This is a genomic window from Salinimonas sediminis, assembly GCF_003429285.1.
Classification (GTDB): domain Bacteria; phylum Pseudomonadota; class Gammaproteobacteria; order Enterobacterales; family Alteromonadaceae; genus Alteromonas; species Alteromonas indica.
In genome coordinates, this window is the sequence record NZ_CP031769.1 from 2,284,864 (window position 1) to 2,302,628 (window position 17,765).

The following is a 17,765-nucleotide window of genomic DNA, read 5'->3' on the forward strand; positions in this document are numbered from 1 at the left end:
CACGCCTTTAATCCTATGTTTTACTCTCACCTTCATACGATAAACCTGTGAGCCGCTCACAGGTCAACACCTAAACCTTCAACAGATCCGTGGAAGTGGCTCATCTTCAAGTTCACTCATGAAGCGTCGCCCTCCCATTGGCGTAATAATCGACACGCGGCCCTTTAAGTCTGTATTTTTTGATATAACACCAATATGTTGGGCATTTTCACCGTTTTTTATACCCCGCCAATGAGTGAGTACTTCGCTGCTAATATCGGGACTGACAATTGCAATAACGCGTCCCTCACAAGCCAAAACGAAAGGATCAAAGCCTAGAATGTCACACACGCTTGCGACCTCTGGACGCACCGGAATGTTATTTTCAATTAGCTCGATATTGAAACCCGTTTCAGTTGCCACGTCATGGAGTAACACTGATAGTCCTCCACGCGTTGGGTCTCGGACAAAACGAACGCCTTCTAAGTCTCTGATTGCATTGACTAACGGGAAAACGCTGGCACAGTCGGACTTTAATTGGCCATGCAACCCATAGTCCTCACGCGCCAGTAATACGCAAGCACCGTGATCGCCAACAGAGCCACTGACAAGTACATGATCGCCCGGCCTTATAAGACTCGTATCCCAAATTGGTGTTTCTTGGCTGTCACCCACACCCGTTGTATTGATATAAACGCCACCACCGAATCCCTTTGGAACGACTTTAGTATCTCCCGTTATTATGGACACATTGGTTTCTACAGCAGCTTGATGCATTTTATGGACAACCTCCTTGAGAGCCGTCATCGAAAAGCCTTCTTCAATAATGAATGCAGTACTGATATACCGAGGGGTCGCGCCAACGACAGCCAGATCATTCACGGTACCGTAAATACTTAATGCCCCCACATTGCCACCTGGAAATGTGTAAGGTGAGACAACGAAGCTATCGGTTGTCATACTCAGAAAGGGACCGGCGAAGGTTACCGAAGCCGCGTCGTGTAACAGATCTAGTTCTTTATTGGCAGTATTTTTAAACACATCATTAATAAGTTTTTTGGTCAATATTCCACCATTGCCTTGCGCTAACCGAATAGTATCGGTGTCCAACGGTTCTGATGATGCTCGATTATTACGCTCTATGCCTTTCGTGATGATCTCCTTGAGCAATATTCGTGAATTTGCCCGACACTTATTGCTGCATCGTTTAAAGGTAAACTGCTTGGGATAACAACAGGAATGTCTGATTGTGCAAAACGTTCAGCTAGGCCATCGCATAAAATGCGGTTTTGGAAGACGCCTCCGGCCAAACCAATATGTTTGAAATCATACTTTTTGCGACAACGCTGGGTTAACTCCCACGCAGTTTCAATGAGTGATGCGTGAAAATTTGCGACGCGAACTGCTGGCGAACATGTTTTTGCGGATTGCATTAGCCTCTGTCCTCTATTAACTGTGCGGTGCTGGTATCGACCAGCCAATCACAAAGGATAAGGAAACAACAATCGCGGAAATACCAAGCAATTGAAGCGATTTGAAGCGTTGTTCTTTGGGGCGCAGTAGTACTAGCTTGAATGCGATGAGTGTTTGTATAAGGTAATAAAGTGCAAATCCCTTTGACGCGAGATTAATGATTTCAAATACGTTGGATGACCAAACTAATATGCCGGCAATCGCGATGACAAGAACATAATAAAACTGAGGAGATATAGATAAATGGAAGAGCTCTTTTAGCAAACCACCGCCACCTATGGTATCGGCTAATGCGGCACTTAACTGGCTTGCCGTCGCGGCCACAAGTAATAATATCGGCAATACCCAAATGGCTTGACCCAGGGTATAACTAATGGTTGTTTCATTCAGTTCGGTTATCGGAAAATCGAGAAAAATGGGACAGGTTAAACCAATAAAAACAACGTAAAGGAAAATGGCAATCCACTGGGCATATCGTCCCGCTTTAATACGCTGCTCTGCATTATAGCTATTGCCCATAAAACGCGTGGTTTCGAACCCTTGTGTCACCATGAGCATACCGGCAAGCATGCTAAGGGTTTCAAAATGGCTGAGGGATTGTATCGCCTCATGTTTAAACCACGCACTTTTTACTTGTATATCGTAAGTTGCTAGTGCTGTTAGTACACCAATAATAATCGCCAACTTAATTGTGACTGCGAATAACTCGATGGTTTCCAATCCTCTTGCACCACGAAGCCAAGCGACCAACATAATGATGACAAGCAGCCCACTGGTAAACAATTTGATGAGCGTTGTATCGTCAATAGCAAAGCGGTCAAAGACAAACGCGGCAAACAAGCTAATGTAAAACGCCACAGAAATTGCGTATGCAGCACCGAGGGCCCATTGACTGGCTTTCTCAAGCGTTGCGATACTGCCGTGTGAATTGCGAGCAAGCTCAGGCTCTGCATGACGTATATTGAAGCGAATGACTGAACCCAACAAATATGCCAGAGTCGACAATAAAATAATGCCCAGTAGCGCCCATTTACCCATTACCGAATGCAGCAGTGGTGCAATGATCAAAAAGCCACTGCCAATAATTGAAGCCAGCGGTGTTACTGTCGCTCGCCATTGGACAGATTGTCGTAGGCGAGGCAGAAACAATACTATTGCTACCAACAGTGAGGTTGCCAGCGCAATGGAATTTGTGATCACAGTTTCTCCCCCTTAATGATGCTTGTACCAGCCGGCACGCTTAATATCGTTCCAGGAAGTCGATTGATGACAGGCATAACACGCCTCCACTTTGGCTTTTGGCTCGCCAGCGACTTTGGCGGAAATCATTTTAAAATGTTGCATGTAGTGACTGGGCGGCGCTTCATGACATTGATTGCAATCACGAGATTGACTCGAGGGGTGAATAAACGTCGGCAGTGACCACTTGTCTGTACTGTGGCATTGCACGCAATCCTCTCCGAACAACGTAAAGTGGCGATCATCGTTGCTGTGGCACTGTGAACAATTCAATAATGCTTCTTTATCACTGACGTCGGGATGCACAAATAGGGGATCAGCCGTTTGCTTATTCGCTAGAACATTTTCTAAAAAAGCCATCGTGGCTGCGCCTTCGTCAAACGGCACGTTTGGGTTGGGGAGCATATTGAACCCAATATCGACCAATGCAATATGGTTCATCAGTGAAATCTTAGCATCTTCACCTTGATGCTCAGTATGACAACTAGCACATTCTGTTATGTCGGCGTGAAACGCAGTAGGTTGACGCGCGACGATATGCGTATCATTTGCATGACAGGCCACACACTTGTCGCGCTCAACGCCTTCTACTGGCGTGTGACAACTCAAGCAGTCATCCGCCAAAAACGCATGCGCTTTGCTCAGTGAACCAGGCTCTACCATTTGTTCCCATGGAATTTTTGAAAGATCCTCTGGTGTGTGAAAAAAATGGCTAACACCAAAGCCCGCTGCGACTAAGCCCAGAATGACTATTATCCACTTGATCATAACCAGCGTAGTCCAAAGTAAACTTCACTGAAAATGTGAAAGAACAATACGCCATAGAGCGTTATCGAAATCACGATATGAAATTTCAACCAACGAGCAAACCAAGTTTTCGCAGTGTCGTGAATCAGAATGCTGTATTCAACATCAGAAATGGCATCGATAATAGATAGAACCTTACTCTCTTGTCGAAACAGCTTACTTTGCGCTGAAGTAGGTACACTTAAAGCAATGTATGGAATGTGTCTCGCTGATGTTTGGGCGAAAGTCGAATATCTTACGTCGCAGACCGCGTCTTTTAGAGATTGTTTGGCGCTTGAAAGTGCACCTTGGAGTTCGGTCACTTGACGCTTTTTCTCTTTCACATTTGAGGAAATAAGTCCTAGTACATACCGACCAACAAATCCACTGATCACAACGACCATCATAAAGATGATGATGGAGACTCCAGTAGCACTATCAAAACGATGGGCGCTATGGATGAGTGCAAGAATAGGTCCCAATACTCCAGCATAAATATGAATGCGCAGTAGCGTAGGCATGGCTATTTGCTTGGTCACGACTTTCTTAAGTGCTTTGTTGCGTTTAATGATCATGTAAAGCAACGGAATAAACATCAATACCAGCGCAGTCAAACCAACGACAAATCCAGCAAAGCTGCCAGGGAATGCTGGGTCACGGTGCCACACAAACCCTAGCCAAAGTAAGATCATTAAGACCACCAAGCTGCCTACAATGGTTCGTTCTTGACTATTCACTATGCTTCCACCTCCACATCAGTTTTAGGGATGGCTTGACAGGCTAAAATATAACCACTGACCCTATCTTCTGGCTCCAACCCATCATCAACCTCCATATCAACATCGCCGCGCAGTAATTTCACTTTGCAACTGCCGCAAGAGCCTGCCCGGCACGAATTCTCAATATCAACATCAAGTCCATCAGCAACGTCCAATACGGTTTCATCTGTGCCGGCTTGTGCCTGTGCATTTGATAAACTAAATCGCACTTGGCGCGTATTGTTTACAGGCGTGTTTGGGGCGACCTCCGTTTTAGTGGCCGTTTTCTTCGGACTCGCACCACCGAAAGCTTCTGTTTTAATATTCGCTTCAGGCATACCCAATTCAGATAAAATATCCTTGGTTGCATCCATCATTGCCGGCGGCCCACAAATGTGTGCTGTTTTTAATGCTATGTCCGGCACGAATTCATTTATCAATGCCGATGAAAAACGCCCCTGAGGTCCCATCCAAGATGTGCCATCCGCCTGTGTCATACTGACGAGTACTTTCAACCTTGGGTGACGTGCTTGTAGATATTTTAATTCCTGTTCAAAAATAAAATCGTTAGACGTTCGCGTACAAAACAGAAAATAAATGTCACCGTCCCAGCACGTCGTGGTTAAATAACGTACCGCGCTCATCATGGGCGTGATCCCAACCCCCCCTGAAATCAATACAACGCTACTTGCATCTTGACCATTGAAGTAAAACTTGCCGCCAGGCGCTTTAATTGAAAGCGTATCTCCCACATTTACGACGTCATGCATATGACGAGAAACAACACCGAATTCCTCGCGTTTGATGGTGACTTCAAAGTAATACTGCTCAGTGGGTGATGATGCGATGGTGTAAGACCGCTTCACCGGTTTTTCAACACCATCAATCGTGAGCGTAAAAGTCACAAATTGTCCAGGTTCAAAACTAAATGGGATGACTTGACCATCGGCGCTGGCAAGTCGAAACGTTTTAACATCATGGGTCTCATGAAAAATACCGGTGACTTGCATACTGCCACTATAGACACCTTTACGCGGTGACATAGTCGTAGAAGGTAATACATGCGCTGTAGCGGGTATTAAAACAGCGTCAGTCCCTACAGGTGCGTTAGTAGGTATCTCGTTAGGTGATGTTTGCTTAGTGGGCGCAGAAGCGCTTGCGGTCTCAGTGGACCTAAGCTCTTCTAGCAATGCGGCAGCTCTGCGCATTTTAAATCCATAAACATACACCATGACGACAGTGAAGATCAGCAGAACAAGCATCACTGCAGTATGAAACGGCGTCATGCCAAATAGTGTTGAGGAATCATTCACTGGTGAACTGGGTAGCAAATTCATTTGCGATTTAAACCAGGTTAATGCCACTCTTCTGGGATCTTGCCCATCTTGTATTGCCCGTTTTGCCGCAAGACCACTATCAAAATGCGCGATCCCTTCTTTAACGGTCTCAACAGCTACTTGCATTTGGGTATAGTCATCAACGGCTGCGGCACGGGCGAGCGATTCAAACCCGGTAGTCAGTTGTTCACTTCCTTGTTGCATACGCGCCGACGCTTTGCCTAAGATACTATCTCTTTGTTCCGGCGTGGTTGATTGCATCCGCATTAAAGTTGGATAGAGATCTTTAGGTTTAGGCGCTCCCATTTTCTCCATCATTTTATCCATGCCTTTTGCCATACCTGGCCCCATCATTGCGTTGGCATTGCCCGGCTGACCTTTAACTTGGTTGGCTAAAGGCGGAGAATCTGTGCTTGCCGCAACAATCGGCCCATTCGCTGCCTCAGGATGATGACTGGCATGCTCACTATCCTCAGTCTGTTGCTGTGCGTGCGCATTTATAATCACGAAAAAAAGAACGACGTTTAGAATGACACAATAGCGGTGAATGATTGATGCGCGTTTACTCCCCCTAGTCATGACGCATCCTTTTGTTCAGCCGCCCATAGCGCATTTATTTTCGCAATCTGCGGGGGTGTTAATACTGAGACGGCTTTCCCCACCGAAGCAATAAACTGTAGGCGTAGGGTGCTGTTTATGGCCTCTATTTCACTAATGGTGTCTTTAATATTGTCGTATTGAGGCAATCCTTGGGCTGTCAATTCCCACAATAATGCCTCTAATGCACTACGCTGCTGCGCAAGGCTTTTTTGGGAAGACTCCCACTCAGATTGAATCGATAACAACGTTTGATACTGCGTATCTGTTAGTTCTAATGTTGTTGTGTGGTTTAAGAAAAAGGCTTGTTCACCAAGGTGGTAAATATGAGGTGCACTACTCGCACCTGGCAAGCTTATCGTTGATGAAGGTTTGGATATCTCCGGTGTATTTTGTTCAGGAGGCATACCCATCATCGAACTATTTTTCATCATCATCTTACACATCATCCCCATGCAAGACTTTCCGTTCATTGTCATCTTCTTTTTCCCTTTTCCCATGCCCATCTTCATCTTGCTCGTCGCTTTGGGGGGCGTAGATGATTCGTTGAGTTGAGGGCTGGCATCGCTTTGTTTAACGCCGATATTGCTTTTTGATCGCGCTGCCAGTGAGTTGTCTAATGAGCGCAAAGCTGATTGGATCTTTGCAAAGTCAGCCGGTGCTAACTCGGGCGCAGTGTCTGAAGATTGTGTTTCTTGAGATTTTTCTTTCGAACTAGTTTGTTGTGTTATCGCTGAACACGCGGTTGTGAATAAGACACTAGATAATACCAGACTCACAATAGCCGCTAAACGGTAGGTTTGGTGACACTCTCTAATCTTCACAACGGCATGCTCCTATTCAAAAATATCGATTAAAACCCACGATCAAACTCGACCATGTCATAACGTGCAAGTTCGCCATCAAGTACAATAGCCTCTGCAAAATGCTCATCCTTCGTCTTACCTAATCGAATTTTGCCCACGAATTCGCGCGAGTAGCCGTCTTCCCCTTCAGAAATTGCTGTCGCATCAAAAACGGTGCGATAAACATTAAAGACTTGATGTTCTTTGAGACCATCGGTGTCAGAGACACACACCACTACTTGTTTATCATCGACGGTAACAACCTGCCCACTCATGATGTAGTCATGGTATATCTGGCTTGCACAGCCCCCTAGTAGCCCAACAGACAAGACTGCAATTGATAAAAGCTTGATTAATTTGTTCATGTAAAACTCCCGCGATTATTAAAAGAAAAGAGGCAGTCGCTTTTCCAGCCTCATAACGCATTGATTAGTTCTTTTTATGCTTGTGTATTGGCTTCGCTTTTTCAGCCGTATGTCCCATCATTTGCCCCATCATGTCTTCCATCATGGCCATACGCTGTTCCATCATTTTCATTTTCTCATCGGTCGACATATCACTGTGTTTATGCTCCATGCCCATGCCGCCTTTCATTCCTTTTCCATCTTTCATTCCCATCGAATCTTTGCCTTCCATCATGCCCATCATGTCTTGCATCTTTTGGGCATGCTCATGCAACATGGCTTCACGCTTTTCAGGATCAGATTCACTTTTTACTGCATCTAAAACTGCTTGCATTTCTTCCATATGTGTTTGCATTTTCTTCATCATCTGACCGTCCATCATCGGCATGTCAGATTTATCAGTGTGTTGATGCGCGTAAGAAGTCGCAATTGGCGCAGCGACAAGGGCGCTGGCCAGTAATAATGACGTTAATGTTTTCATAATTTTTCCTTTAATTGTGCTCACATGAGCGGTTTAGGTTTGAAATAGACGACTTGTCACCTTAATCCTATGTCTTAGACTCAGGTCAAGGTGCTATTTGGGCGATAAAAATTCGGCCAAAACCTCAAGCTCTTCATCTGTTATAGGCATTTGTGGCATTGCAGATTAGTGCTATCGTAATTTTTTGCACCCGATTTATCCTTTGCTTTTGATGAAATCCATCCTATAAATCACACGATAAATGTAATTGATTTAGATCAATCCTTCACGACAATCGGATTACAGAATCATTACATTTCCGTAATCAAATCATCGATTTATTTATCCTTGGTTCAAAATTATCTATGCTCAAGCTGCGTCAACAGGTCTCCTCATAGCTACTTTGCAGCGGCATATGCTGAATACCAGATGCAATTTTTAATTGGGTGAGCGGATAATAAGAAATGACGAAACACAAAATTGCGGTAATTACCGGTGCAGGATCAGGGATTGGATTAGCATTGACTAATGAATTCTTATCAAGGGATCCAAATATGCTTGTTGTTGCACTGTGTCGTGATAGCTCAGAACTAGGAGCGTTCAATGAAAAATTTGAACCCCGCCTCATCATAGAACACGTTGATTTTAATAACGAAGCGGCAACGATTGAAATTCAAGAAACGCTTAGCCAATACGAACAGATTGATTACTTAGTGCATTGTGCAGGTATTGTCACACCGCTTAAACCTATTCAATCAATAGGCTACAAAGAATGGCGCACGGCACAAAGAATCAACTGCGATATCCCCTTTTTGATAACACAACTGTGCCTGGATAAGTTTAAACATAGCCGCGTACTGTATTTGACAAGCGAGCAACCCGTTAGTGCAGTGAAAGGCGCATCAGCATACTGTGTGAGTAAAACGGCTTTAAATATGGTGTGTAGTTGTTTTAGACAAGAAGTTAATGAAGATGTAGCTGTTTTTGCCACCGCAGCTCCCGGAAATGTTGATACAGCGATGCAAAAAAAAATCCGGCAAGTGCCAAGCGATGTACTGCCGATGTCGGCCTTTTTAAGAGGCTTACATGAAGAGAACAAGCTACTACCGCCGCGCCTTGTTGCACAATACCTTTGGCAATTGTTAAATCGTATAGACCCAAAGACATTTAGCAGAACAAATTGGGATTTATTGCAAAGCATTGACGAAGCGCCGCTCAACCCAATTGATACCAATAAAACTATTTCAACGAAGCCAACTGAATCTGACTTACTGTCGTTGCGAAACAAGTTAAGCGGCAGTGTCTGGGACGTTGGAAGTACAGGCTATTCAGCGCGGCGTCATGTTTTTAATCGAGCCATTTCACATTTTCCATATGCGATAGTCGTGCCTGAGTCAGACGTCGATATCATTAATACAATTGACTATGCCAATCGCCTTAATTTACAAATATCAGTTAAAGGCGGCGGCCATGGGGTAACGGGTGCGGCCGTTATTGACGGTGGCATTGTCCTTGATATGTCTGCCTTTCAAAGTATAGAACTTTGCGCAGTTGGTCAGTCAGTAAGAGTGGGCGCGGGTGTGAAAAATCATAATTTGGATCTGTTCTTATCGAAATATAAGAAAGTGATCCCATTAGGCACCTGCCCGGATGTCGGTGTTGTAGGAGCAACGTTAGGCGGCGGGATCGGTTTTTTGTCTCGCAAACATGGGTTAAGTTGCGACAATGTCTTGGCGTTTAATCTGATCACAGCAGATGGTCAGCAAAGAGTTATAAACACTTTGGAACACTCTGATCTTTTTTGGGCACTACGCGGCAGTGGCGGCTCTCAATTTGGCGTTATCACCCACATAACATTTAGGCTGCACCCGGCTCCAGCTTATGTTCAAGGAGGTATCATTGAATGGCCAATTCAAAAGGCAAAGCCTATTTTAAAGCAATACAGCGATGCTGTACTGCAGGGGCCGAGAACGCAATTCTTATATGCATACATCGCTCGTTCAGCGTTACAAAATGCAAAAATATCAATTATGGGGTTTAGTGAAGACCCTGACTCCAACCTAAATAACATAGCAAAATGGGAAACGGATGCCGATATCTCTGTTACGCATAAACAATACATAGAGTGCCAGTCAAATGAATATGAACAAGGGCACGCACTTTATTGGCGCAATGGGATCATTGAAGGTGAACTTACGGAACAGTTTATTGATGCGCTTTTGCAATGCTATCAGTCTTGCCCAGACAACGCAGCGGGCATTATGCTCGATCCGTTATGTGGCGCGATCCAGGATATCGAGACCCATGAAACCGCATTTATTCATCGCGATGCCTCATTTGTATGTAGCATCACGGGTGTGACTCTGCCCGATCAAGACAATACCAAGGTTATAGACTGGGTTAATCAAACCTATGAACGATTATCCCCATTTTTTAATGGCCATGCCTACCAAAATTATGACATGGGCAACGACTGTCCATTGACCAGTTATTTCGGTCACCATGTAGAGCGTTTGATTGCTTTAAAAAAGAAATACGACCCTCAACTTAGGTTTGCAGGCTCTTTGCAGCGGGATTTACAATAAACCGTTAAGCTGGTGTAATACTTACTCAAGCGCTATGGCGATCAACCGTCAGTTGCAGTAATTAGGATATATACAGTGTTTAAATGGATGTTAGTTTTTACTCTACTTCTTCCCACCATTTGCTTTGCCGATACCGATGACTATGTTCACGCAGACTTCTATCGCGGATTAGTTGGCCTTAAAAAACAGGTTGATGAGATTAATCGAGATTTACGACTATTGGAAAATGCTACGCTTTCCAATGCAGAAGTTAATCGTCGACTTGCGCGTATTGAACAAGATATTGATGCGGTGAAAACGTTATATAATGAAGCGACACGCAATTTGGCCAACACAGTATTAACATTAACAGCCATCCTAGTTGCCGTTATTTCTGCGGTTATTGCTTGGATGAACCCACACTATTACTGATATACAAGTGCTAGAAACGCCGAGACTACTTGTAAAACAAACAACGCTCTACTTTTGTCAAAGGTCCCTTATTATCATTGTCTCATCTTCAACTTAGACTCACATAACCGAATGCGAAAGCCAATACACGCTGCCTAATGTTACAAAAAACAGAGGTTGATGTAACACATACACAGCAAGACTGTGACGTCCTAAAAACGTGATTTTAGTTGATAATTTCAGTGAAGCACAGGGATCTATACCCTTAATAAACATATGGCCAACGCCAATGCCCAGCAATACAACGCCAACCCAAGGAAATAGTGCAACATAATCGTTGGGTGATGACGGCAGCCCCAATTCCCATAAGTTAAACGGCCATTTACTTGTAACCACATTCGTTAAGAACAGTGTAATAATCCCTATCCCAATAAAACAAGCCATGACTGGATAACGTGCGAAGGGAAGGCATAGTACACTGGCCACGGCGATAAAGTGTAAAACACCAAAAAATATCCAATGACTATTGAAAAACCAATAAGTAAATAGTGATATAACGCATGCCCATACCACTATCCACATTATTCGCTTCGCAAAGGATTTCAAATCCACGCGTTGGTGATGAGCGAACACCAATGATGCACCCACACTTAAGAAAAAGAGTGATAAAATGACATACCGAAATTGTTTCCAGCCAGGACCATTTGGCACACTCCAATCTACCCAGCCAAAGAACCGCAAGTCATACGCGAAGTGAAAGATCACCATTAATACAATGGCGACCGTGCGCATGATGTCTAGGGTAACGTTGCGAGTGATGGGCATACTGACGTCGCTTAATGATGCTTGTGGGGCTTTTTATCGCGGGTAGACGAATGTGAATGTATGACTTTCCATCCATTACTCGTTCGTTTAAACAAGTACGTTTGGTAGCCCTTTTTGTCAAATGTTGAGCCAGTTTTTCTTACTTCACCAGACACATTTACGGTCGTAATCGCCCATGCCATATCGTCATCAATTGTAATATCCATATCCAATATATCGATGGTGAGGCGTTTGAGTACTTCTTTCTCTGGCTCCACATGATTTTCGACGAGATCACTTAATCCTGTGTTTTGGCCGCCTGATTCAATGTATCGAGCACCTTTATGGTCGAGATAGTGTTCATAAAAAGGCCGTCCTTGGCCCGACTCCCAACCGTTTTCAATAGCAATGATAATTTCTTCAATCGTCGCTTTGTCTTCATCTGCCTGTGATGCAAAGACGCCCAGTGTAGTTGTGCTTAACATCAGGACGAGTGAGATTCGTATAAGTAACGTCATTTAAAGTTTTCCTATAAATTAAAGTGTTAATGGGACCAATGGATATGACTTATTTTCCAATGACCATTGATAAGGTTAAGTACCAGTGTTTCATTTCCTTGCTTATCAATTTGTTTACCTTTGTATGTGCCAAGGGTGTGGCTTCTGGCAATTGAGACCGCCGTATCCCCATAAACGCGAACATGATGTTCAATTGTTGTGGTTTTGACAGCCGCAGAAAATCGCATATCAGCGTGTAAATGATGTTGCCGATATTCTTCGGCACTGCGTTCTATTCGCGATCCCTCTAAAATAATGACTTCGGATGTCAATGCACTCATGACGTCATCCGCTTGGCCATTAGATAATGCTTCGTGATAAGCGAGCACACTGCGACCCGCTGCAGTATCCAAACCACTGAAGTGAGTTGCAGAGCGCTCTATTGATTTGGGTGGCTCATGGGCAAACGTACTAAATGAAAGCAGCGCAATAGATAAAACAGTCGTTAAAACGTAATTAATTTTCATATAAATCCAAAGTTAAGATTGAGGACCAAGAACAGTAGTCAAAGCAACGGTGATCAGAAAAATGCATAGTCCAATGAGCATTTCAATTTGAATCGAACGGCGCATGTCTATCGCTGCGTTACTGTGCGTTAAAAGCTTGGGCGTTGATTTTAATTTATGCCATGCGGCAAGCAGCAGGATCGCATTGACAAAGCCCAGCTTTAACAGCAGGCTTTGTCCATAGATTTGATTGAATAAATTACCTACAGAACCAACTAGCTCCCATGCTAGCAGAGTGCCGGCAAGGATCAGCAGGCTCACCAGTCCTATAGCAAGATGACCAAATTGCCGCATCAGAGTGTAAAGCGGTGTAGGCGATAGGTGCAGGCATGCTGCTGACAACGGCCAAAGAGCGCCCATCCAGCTTAGCGCGATGATCACATGCACAGCTAATGCATAACCATATGAACGTTCCAGTTGCACGGTATGCCCGGAAAGCATGAATACATATCCAACACTCCCCCACAGAATTATTGAACCAAGAAGAGTCACGATAAATTGAGGTGTTTTTTTGCGAGCGAGTTGCCAATAAAACAAACCACAAAAAGCAATGCCGACGATGAATATGCACAGCCGACTTATTGCAATAGTCCCTAAAGTAGATTGTGCAACCATACGTTGCAAGACCGCATCAAACATGCCTGTGAAACCCGTTTGAGACAGCGACCCCACTTGGAAAAAGAAATCCAACGTAGTCGCGAAAACACCAACTAAAGCAAACATAGCCATATACTTAATAATATGAGCTTGCAGAAGCAGACGAGCTTGAGATTGTTTTTCCAGGCTAAATGGCACTAAAAGAAGGATAAGAAATCCGCCCAAAAGCGCCGAAAGTCCGAGATAGACTGTAAGCTTGGTGGATAGGATAAATACTTCCCAAATTGCCATTTTAATCTTCCTCGTTAATGGTCTTTGTGTTGACTATGGGCTTTTTTGTCATCTTGCATGGACTTGCTTCCGTGAACCATGAAGTCAAATGAACCGTCCATTTTGTGCCCATCCTCACCAAGTAACATCCACTGTGCGATATAGTTACCCGGCGATAACGTCGGTAAGTCGTAATTAAAGAAAGTGTTAGACTCCATTGATGGAGAAAAATTAAAGTCGACAGGCGCGCCGTTTTGAGAATTTAACGTCAATTTGGCCAAACGAACTGGCTCAGTAAAAACAACGGACAATTGTGGAGGCGATGACATTAACATCGCATTGTTTTTTGGCATGGACGTTTTCAACGATGTGTGAGCATAACTGCTTGTGCTCAAGAAAAGAGCGGTCAGTAAGAACGTTGACAATTGTGTTTTCATAAATAAACCTCGATAGTTTTAAGTAGTAGTAAATGGTGAAAATGAATCGATTTGTATAGCATTTTCATTGACGGAGTAGCGTAATAGTAATTGGGTTACATCGTTCATCATTGCCGGAGGACCGCAGAGGAAAAACAAACATCGATGGAGGCTACGGTGCGCAGACACAAATGCATTCAACGGCGTTTGTACGCGGCCCACCTGTCCATACCAAACAGAAGACGCGTTAGACCCGATAGGTTGATAGGAGAAATTGGAATGCTGTGTTTCAACCGCTTTTAACCAGCAATGATTTGCCAATTCAACAGGGTGTTTGGCGCCATAAAAGAGGGTTATAGGCAGTGTCGAATGCAAGCCAAATATTAGTTCATCGATTAGAGCTTTTAGAGGTGCTATACCCGAGCCCCCACCGACCAACACAATTTCTCGTACACCAAGGTCATCAAGTAAGTTAAATCCCCCTCGAGGCGCAACTATATCAACCACCGTGCCGATGCTTAAATTACCAAGGTGAAAAGAACCGATGCCAGGTCTTTGGTTGTTAGATTGTGCCGGTTGCATTTTTATATTGAATGTAAGCACGCCACTACCATCATTTCGGTTTGCAACTGAATAATGCCTGACAGTGTTTGGATGGGAAAATGTAGCTGATTCAAAACGCGGCCAATAAGGCTGATAGCGTCTCGGTAAGTCTTTCGGAAACGCTAAAGATTGACCTTCTTTAATCGTGAATTGAACAAAACTGCCAGGCTTAAAATCCAGTGGAACACTGCCTTGATATTTAAATCTTAATTCTTTGATAAAGGGTGTAATGAATGTGTTTGAGAGCAACTCGCATGATACTGTTTTGGGGTTTGGAGACTCTACAAGCTGAACGTTGCCTTTCAAATCAGTGTTTTGCTGACAAGCTAAACGATAACCGGACAACAACCTGTCTTGAGATAAGCGGTATCGTTCTGCAACTGAAATGGCAGCCGATGGATCAAGGCGCACAATACATTGGCCGCATGTTCCCCCTCCCCCACATACTGACCCAATAGAAAGGGCGTTGTGCTGTAGACAATCCAGAAGTGATTCATTGTCCTTAGCAACGACGTTTTGGAGGTAACCTTGCTGATCTCGTACCACTAAGTCTTGCTTTCTATACCACCACCCAATGAATACTTGCTTATTTTTAACGAGGCTAACCTGTACTAGCTCAGACCTGATCTGACAGTTACCCGTTTCACGGTGCCAGTGTCAGATTAGCTTTGAGCTAAGTTCTTCTCAGCCCAAATCTGCTTCCCATCGGTTAATGTTTCCATTGGCGTTCTGCCGCAGCACATTTTGCCCTGATGAGTCCTTCCATTGTTGTAGTATTCCAGCCACTCGTCCAGATCTTTCTGTAATGCTTCCAGCGAGTCATAGAGCTTTTTGCGGAAGGTGACCTGATAGAATTCATTCAGGATGGTTTTGTGGAATCGCTCACAGATCCCATTGGTTTGCGGATGTCGCGCCTTGGTTTTTGTGTGGTCGATATCGTTGATGGCTAAGTAGAGCTGATAATCATGCTGTTCCACTTTGCCACAATATTCTGTGCCCCTGTCTGTCAGAATCCGCAGCATGGGCAGCTCCTGAGCCTCAAAGAACGGCAACACTCTGTCGTTGAGGATGTCGGCCGAGGTGATTGGCGTTTTGGTCGTGTAGAGCTTGGCGAACGCAATTTTACTGTAGGTATCAACGAAGGTTTGCTGGTAAATGCGGCCGACACCTTTGAGGTTGCCGACGTAGAAGGTATCTTGCGAGCCTAGATAGCCGGGATGGTGTGTTTCAATCTCACCGCAGGCCTCATCATCCTGCTTTTTCTTCTCAAGCGCGGCAACCTGCTCATCGGTCAAAATGATGCCTTCGCTTTCAACTTTGGCTTCCAGTGCGGCAAGTCGCTTTTTGAAGTTTTCCAGATTATGTCTGAGCCATATCGAGCGAACACCGCTGCCTGAAACGAACACGCCTGCTTTACGCAGCTCATTACTTGTTCTGGCTTGACCGTGAGCGGGAAACTCAATGGCGTGAGCTATGACAGCTTGTTCGGTCTGCTCATCGACCCTGTTCTTGAGATTAGGTGTGCGTCTTGAACGGTTAATCAGCGAATCAACACCGCCTTCTTCAACCAACTCCTGATACCGATAAAACGTGTCACGAGACACGCCCATCACTTTGCAGGCCTTCGATACATTGCCCAGCTCTTCAGCCAGATTTAACAGTCCTGCTTTGTGTTTGATGATTGGATTGCTAGTATGCAACATGAGAGTTACCTATTTTGTTTTGATTAAAGATTCGACACCTTTATCAAAACGGGTAACTCTCATCTTTTCAAGAAGAAGTGTCAGATTAAGTCGAGACTAATTCAGCTAACCAGCCACGTAATTCCTGAAATACTCATCAGCACAGTCAGTAACGCGAGAGCCTTGATCCACCAGTGATTAAATGAGCCGGTGTTCTGATAATCCATAAAGTGCAATAGCATCAACAAGTTTGTCCATTCCCTGTTGCTATCGACGACGCCGGCCAATTCCCCTGTCGATGCTCGGACATAAATGTGTGTCGTTTCTCTGTCTGATAAACGTACATGCCAAACCGATTGTTGCTCTTTGGGTAGATGCTCTATCGGCGGATCAACACGGCGCAAATCTTGAATAGGCGAAGTTAACCGGAACTGATTGTTGACCAGATCACGGATATCGTTCGCTGTTAGTTCTATTTTATTTCCCTTTATCGCGTCTATTAACTCATACTCTCTTTCATGGGCATGTCTAGCATAGTGCGTCATAACCTTATAGGTCGGGTTTCCCAACAAGCTAAGCAGCTCAACAGAGAGCGCATTGGATGAGCGTATAAGGACGTTCTCGACGGATATTAGGTTTGGCGTTAATACACTTCCTGCAATAGCGTCACTTGCGATTCTGGAGAGGGGTTTACTGTGCTCAGCCTGTCCGAGTAAAAAACCCGTAGCGAGCCAAACCATTAATTGTGAAAACACAATCAATGCAAGGTATTTGTGAATGATCCGCCAGAACATTTCAGTCAGCTGCCTTTCGCGATGACGAAAAGGAATAAGGCAGCAATAGCAAGCCTGCTAATGCGGCCAACAGCCCTATGATAGTCATGCTCACTAATAGTGTATTACTAACGTCTTCACCGTCTTGGTAATCCATAATATGGAGGCGCCATAACCAATCAAATACTTGCCAAGGGGCATGTCGAATATATTCAACCTTACCTGTGTCTTGACTGACGTAAAATGTTGGCGCAAGTGCGCCTTTAAATTCAACTCGCCATAATGGACGTCCTCGTTGCCCAACCGCACTATCCTCTTCGTTTTCACCCAGCAAGGTCACATTGTCGACCTCATACGACCGACTTGACCTGGACATTGCGATGGCGGTGGCTTGTTTGTCTGACAACGGTTGGATGACGTCTCCTGATAAGCCGCTGATCAGGTGCGTCTTACTGGTGAGGGTTAATCGGTAAACCGGCATCTCCCCCACACTGCCCAAAACGATTGACTTAGCATCAGGGTAGCGAGCGACTATCTCATCAAAGCCAACGTTTACCGTTGACAATGATGAAAGCGCGGGCGAGCTTTTCATGAAATGATCGCCATGAATATAGTGGATATCAAACCAGACCATGTAGAGTCCACTCACTGACCAGAGGAGCATCTGCACACCGACAATAAACAGTAGGTATCGGTGTAACCGA

Annotated in this window: 20 protein-coding genes; 2 read left to right on the forward strand and 18 right to left on the reverse strand. The window is 44.5% G+C overall.

Features of this window, described 5'->3' with window-relative positions:
- Positions 1-78: 78 nt before the first annotated feature.
- From hypE to D0Y50_RS10280, 9 genes are all read right to left on the reverse strand, one after another.
- Positions 79-1,044: a hydrogenase expression/formation protein HypE gene (gene hypE, locus D0Y50_RS10240; RefSeq protein ID WP_232366233.1), complete on the reverse strand. Its 966-nt coding sequence runs from the start codon at positions 1,042-1,044 to the stop codon at positions 79-81.
- 74 nt (positions 1,045-1,118) lie between these two features.
- On the reverse strand, positions 1,119-1,412 hold the full coding sequence (locus tag D0Y50_RS20030; protein WP_223858474.1) for a Kae1-like domain-containing protein: 294 nt from the start codon (positions 1,410-1,412) through the stop codon (positions 1,119-1,121).
- Positions 1,413-1,428: 16 nt separating this feature from the next.
- Positions 1,429-2,652 (reverse strand): hypothetical protein, encoded by a 1,224-nt coding sequence (locus tag D0Y50_RS10250; protein WP_117316836.1) that lies wholly within the window; start codon positions 2,650-2,652, stop codon positions 1,429-1,431.
- Between the two features lie 12 nt (positions 2,653-2,664).
- Complete coding sequence (locus tag D0Y50_RS10255) at positions 2,665-3,459, reverse strand: multiheme c-type cytochrome (RefSeq protein ID WP_013755284.1); 795 nt, start codon at positions 3,457-3,459, stop codon at positions 2,665-2,667.
- Positions 3,456-4,214 (reverse strand): hypothetical protein, encoded by a 759-nt coding sequence (locus tag D0Y50_RS10260; protein WP_013755285.1) that lies wholly within the window; start codon positions 4,212-4,214, stop codon positions 3,456-3,458. Before D0Y50_RS10260 ends, D0Y50_RS10255 begins: the two co-directional genes overlap by 4 nt.
- Complete coding sequence (locus D0Y50_RS10265) at positions 4,214-6,151, reverse strand: 2Fe-2S iron-sulfur cluster-binding protein (RefSeq protein WP_105935248.1); 1,938 nt, start codon at positions 6,149-6,151, stop codon at positions 4,214-4,216. Before D0Y50_RS10265 ends, D0Y50_RS10260 begins: the two co-directional genes overlap by 1 nt.
- Entirely contained in the window at positions 6,148-6,993 is an 846-nt protein-coding gene (locus D0Y50_RS10270) for a hypothetical protein (RefSeq protein ID WP_117316838.1), read from the reverse strand. The genes D0Y50_RS10265 and D0Y50_RS10270 overlap by 4 nt, the downstream gene beginning before the upstream one ends.
- A 29-nt stretch (positions 6,994-7,022) precedes the next feature.
- A complete protein-coding gene (locus D0Y50_RS10275) occupies positions 7,023-7,379 on the reverse strand; it encodes a hypothetical protein (protein WP_117316841.1) in 357 nt (118 codons plus the stop codon).
- 64 nt (positions 7,380-7,443) lie between these two features.
- Complete coding sequence (locus D0Y50_RS10280; RefSeq protein WP_105935250.1) at positions 7,444-7,899, reverse strand: hypothetical protein; 456 nt, start codon at positions 7,897-7,899, stop codon at positions 7,444-7,446.
- Positions 7,900-8,342: 443 nt separating this feature from the next.
- On the opposite strand from D0Y50_RS10280, the gene D0Y50_RS10290 reads away from it, so the two are divergent.
- Positions 8,343-10,463, forward strand: a complete 2,121-nt coding sequence (locus D0Y50_RS10290; RefSeq protein ID WP_117316843.1) for an SDR family NAD(P)-dependent oxidoreductase — start codon at positions 8,343-8,345, stop codon at positions 10,461-10,463.
- Positions 10,464-10,538: 75 nt separating this feature from the next.
- Positions 10,539-10,874 carry a hypothetical protein gene (locus tag D0Y50_RS10295; protein ID WP_232366234.1) on the forward strand — a complete coding sequence of 112 codons (336 nt, stop codon included), beginning with the start codon at positions 10,539-10,541 and terminating at the stop codon, positions 10,872-10,874.
- Between the two features lie 99 nt (positions 10,875-10,973).
- Here the strand turns inward: D0Y50_RS10295 and D0Y50_RS10300 are convergent, their stop codons facing one another.
- The 9 genes from D0Y50_RS10300 to D0Y50_RS10340 all read right to left on the reverse strand — a co-directional run bounded on the left by D0Y50_RS10300 (position 10,974) and on the right by D0Y50_RS10340 (position 17,695).
- Positions 10,974-11,678, reverse strand: coding sequence for a DUF1624 domain-containing protein (locus D0Y50_RS10300; RefSeq protein ID WP_117316845.1), 705 nt, complete (start codon positions 11,676-11,678; stop codon positions 10,974-10,976).
- Between the two features lie 11 nt (positions 11,679-11,689).
- Positions 11,690-12,175: a nuclear transport factor 2 family protein gene (locus tag D0Y50_RS10305; RefSeq protein ID WP_117316847.1), complete on the reverse strand. Its 486-nt coding sequence runs from the start codon at positions 12,173-12,175 to the stop codon at positions 11,690-11,692.
- 26 nt (positions 12,176-12,201) lie between these two features.
- Entirely contained in the window at positions 12,202-12,681 is a 480-nt protein-coding gene (locus D0Y50_RS10310) for a YybH family protein (RefSeq protein WP_117316848.1), read from the reverse strand.
- Between the two features lie 12 nt (positions 12,682-12,693).
- A complete protein-coding gene (locus D0Y50_RS10315) occupies positions 12,694-13,608 on the reverse strand; it encodes a copper resistance D family protein (protein WP_117316850.1) in 915 nt (304 codons plus the stop codon).
- Between the two features lie 14 nt (positions 13,609-13,622).
- Complete coding sequence (locus D0Y50_RS10320) at positions 13,623-14,024, reverse strand: copper resistance CopC family protein (RefSeq protein WP_117316852.1); 402 nt, start codon at positions 14,022-14,024, stop codon at positions 13,623-13,625.
- A gap of 18 nt (positions 14,025-14,042) precedes the next feature.
- On the reverse strand, positions 14,043-15,152 hold the full coding sequence (locus D0Y50_RS10325) for a 2Fe-2S iron-sulfur cluster-binding protein (protein WP_232366235.1): 1,110 nt from the start codon (positions 15,150-15,152) through the stop codon (positions 14,043-14,045).
- A 116-nt stretch (positions 15,153-15,268) separates the two neighbouring features.
- A complete protein-coding gene (locus D0Y50_RS10330) occupies positions 15,269-16,309 on the reverse strand; it encodes an IS481 family transposase (protein WP_117315792.1) in 1,041 nt (346 codons plus the stop codon).
- A gap of 101 nt (positions 16,310-16,410) precedes the next feature.
- Complete coding sequence (locus D0Y50_RS10335) at positions 16,411-17,082, reverse strand: hypothetical protein (protein ID WP_117316856.1); 672 nt, start codon at positions 17,080-17,082, stop codon at positions 16,411-16,413.
- A gap of 1 nt (position 17,083) precedes the next feature.
- The gene (locus D0Y50_RS10340; RefSeq protein WP_232366236.1) at positions 17,084-17,695 is read right to left on the reverse strand and encodes a peptidase; all 612 of its coding nucleotides are present in this window, start codon (positions 17,693-17,695) and stop codon (positions 17,084-17,086) included.
- Positions 17,696-17,765: the final 70 nt, after the last annotated feature.

Coding starts and splice junctions, on each gene's coding strand:
- D0Y50_RS10265 (WP_105935248.1), bottom strand. CDS start 6,151: ATGACTAGGGGGAGTAAACGCGCATCAATCATTCACCGCTATTGTGTC.
- D0Y50_RS20030 (WP_223858474.1), bottom strand. CDS start 1,412: ATGCAATCCGCAAAAACATGTTCGCCAGCAGTTCGCGTCGCAAATTTT.
- D0Y50_RS10275 (WP_117316841.1), bottom strand. CDS start 7,379: ATGAACAAATTAATCAAGCTTTTATCAATTGCAGTCTTGTCTGTTGGG.
- D0Y50_RS10300 (WP_117316845.1), bottom strand. CDS start 11,678: ATGCCCATCACTCGCAACGTTACCCTAGACATCATGCGCACGGTCGCC.
- D0Y50_RS10280 (WP_105935250.1), bottom strand. CDS start 7,899: ATGAAAACATTAACGTCATTATTACTGGCCAGCGCCCTTGTCGCTGCG.
- D0Y50_RS10305 (WP_117316847.1), bottom strand. CDS start 12,175: ATGACGTTACTTATACGAATCTCACTCGTCCTGATGTTAAGCACAACT.
- D0Y50_RS10310 (WP_117316848.1), bottom strand. CDS start 12,681: ATGAAAATTAATTACGTTTTAACGACTGTTTTATCTATTGCGCTGCTT.
- D0Y50_RS10340 (WP_232366236.1), bottom strand. CDS start 17,695: ATGGTCTGGTTTGATATCCACTATATTCATGGCGATCATTTCATGAAA.
- D0Y50_RS10335 (WP_117316856.1), bottom strand. CDS start 17,082: ATGTTCTGGCGGATCATTCACAAATACCTTGCATTGATTGTGTTTTCA.
- D0Y50_RS10255 (WP_013755284.1), bottom strand. CDS start 3,459: ATGATCAAGTGGATAATAGTCATTCTGGGCTTAGTCGCAGCGGGCTTT.
- D0Y50_RS10315 (WP_117316850.1), bottom strand. CDS start 13,608: ATGGCAATTTGGGAAGTATTTATCCTATCCACCAAGCTTACAGTCTAT.
- D0Y50_RS10330 (WP_117315792.1), bottom strand. CDS start 16,309: ATGTTGCATACTAGCAATCCAATCATCAAACACAAAGCAGGACTGTTA.
- D0Y50_RS10290 (WP_117316843.1), top strand. CDS start 8,343: ATGACGAAACACAAAATTGCGGTAATTACCGGTGCAGGATCAGGGATT.
- D0Y50_RS10320 (WP_117316852.1), bottom strand. CDS start 14,024: ATGAAAACACAATTGTCAACGTTCTTACTGACCGCTCTTTTCTTGAGC.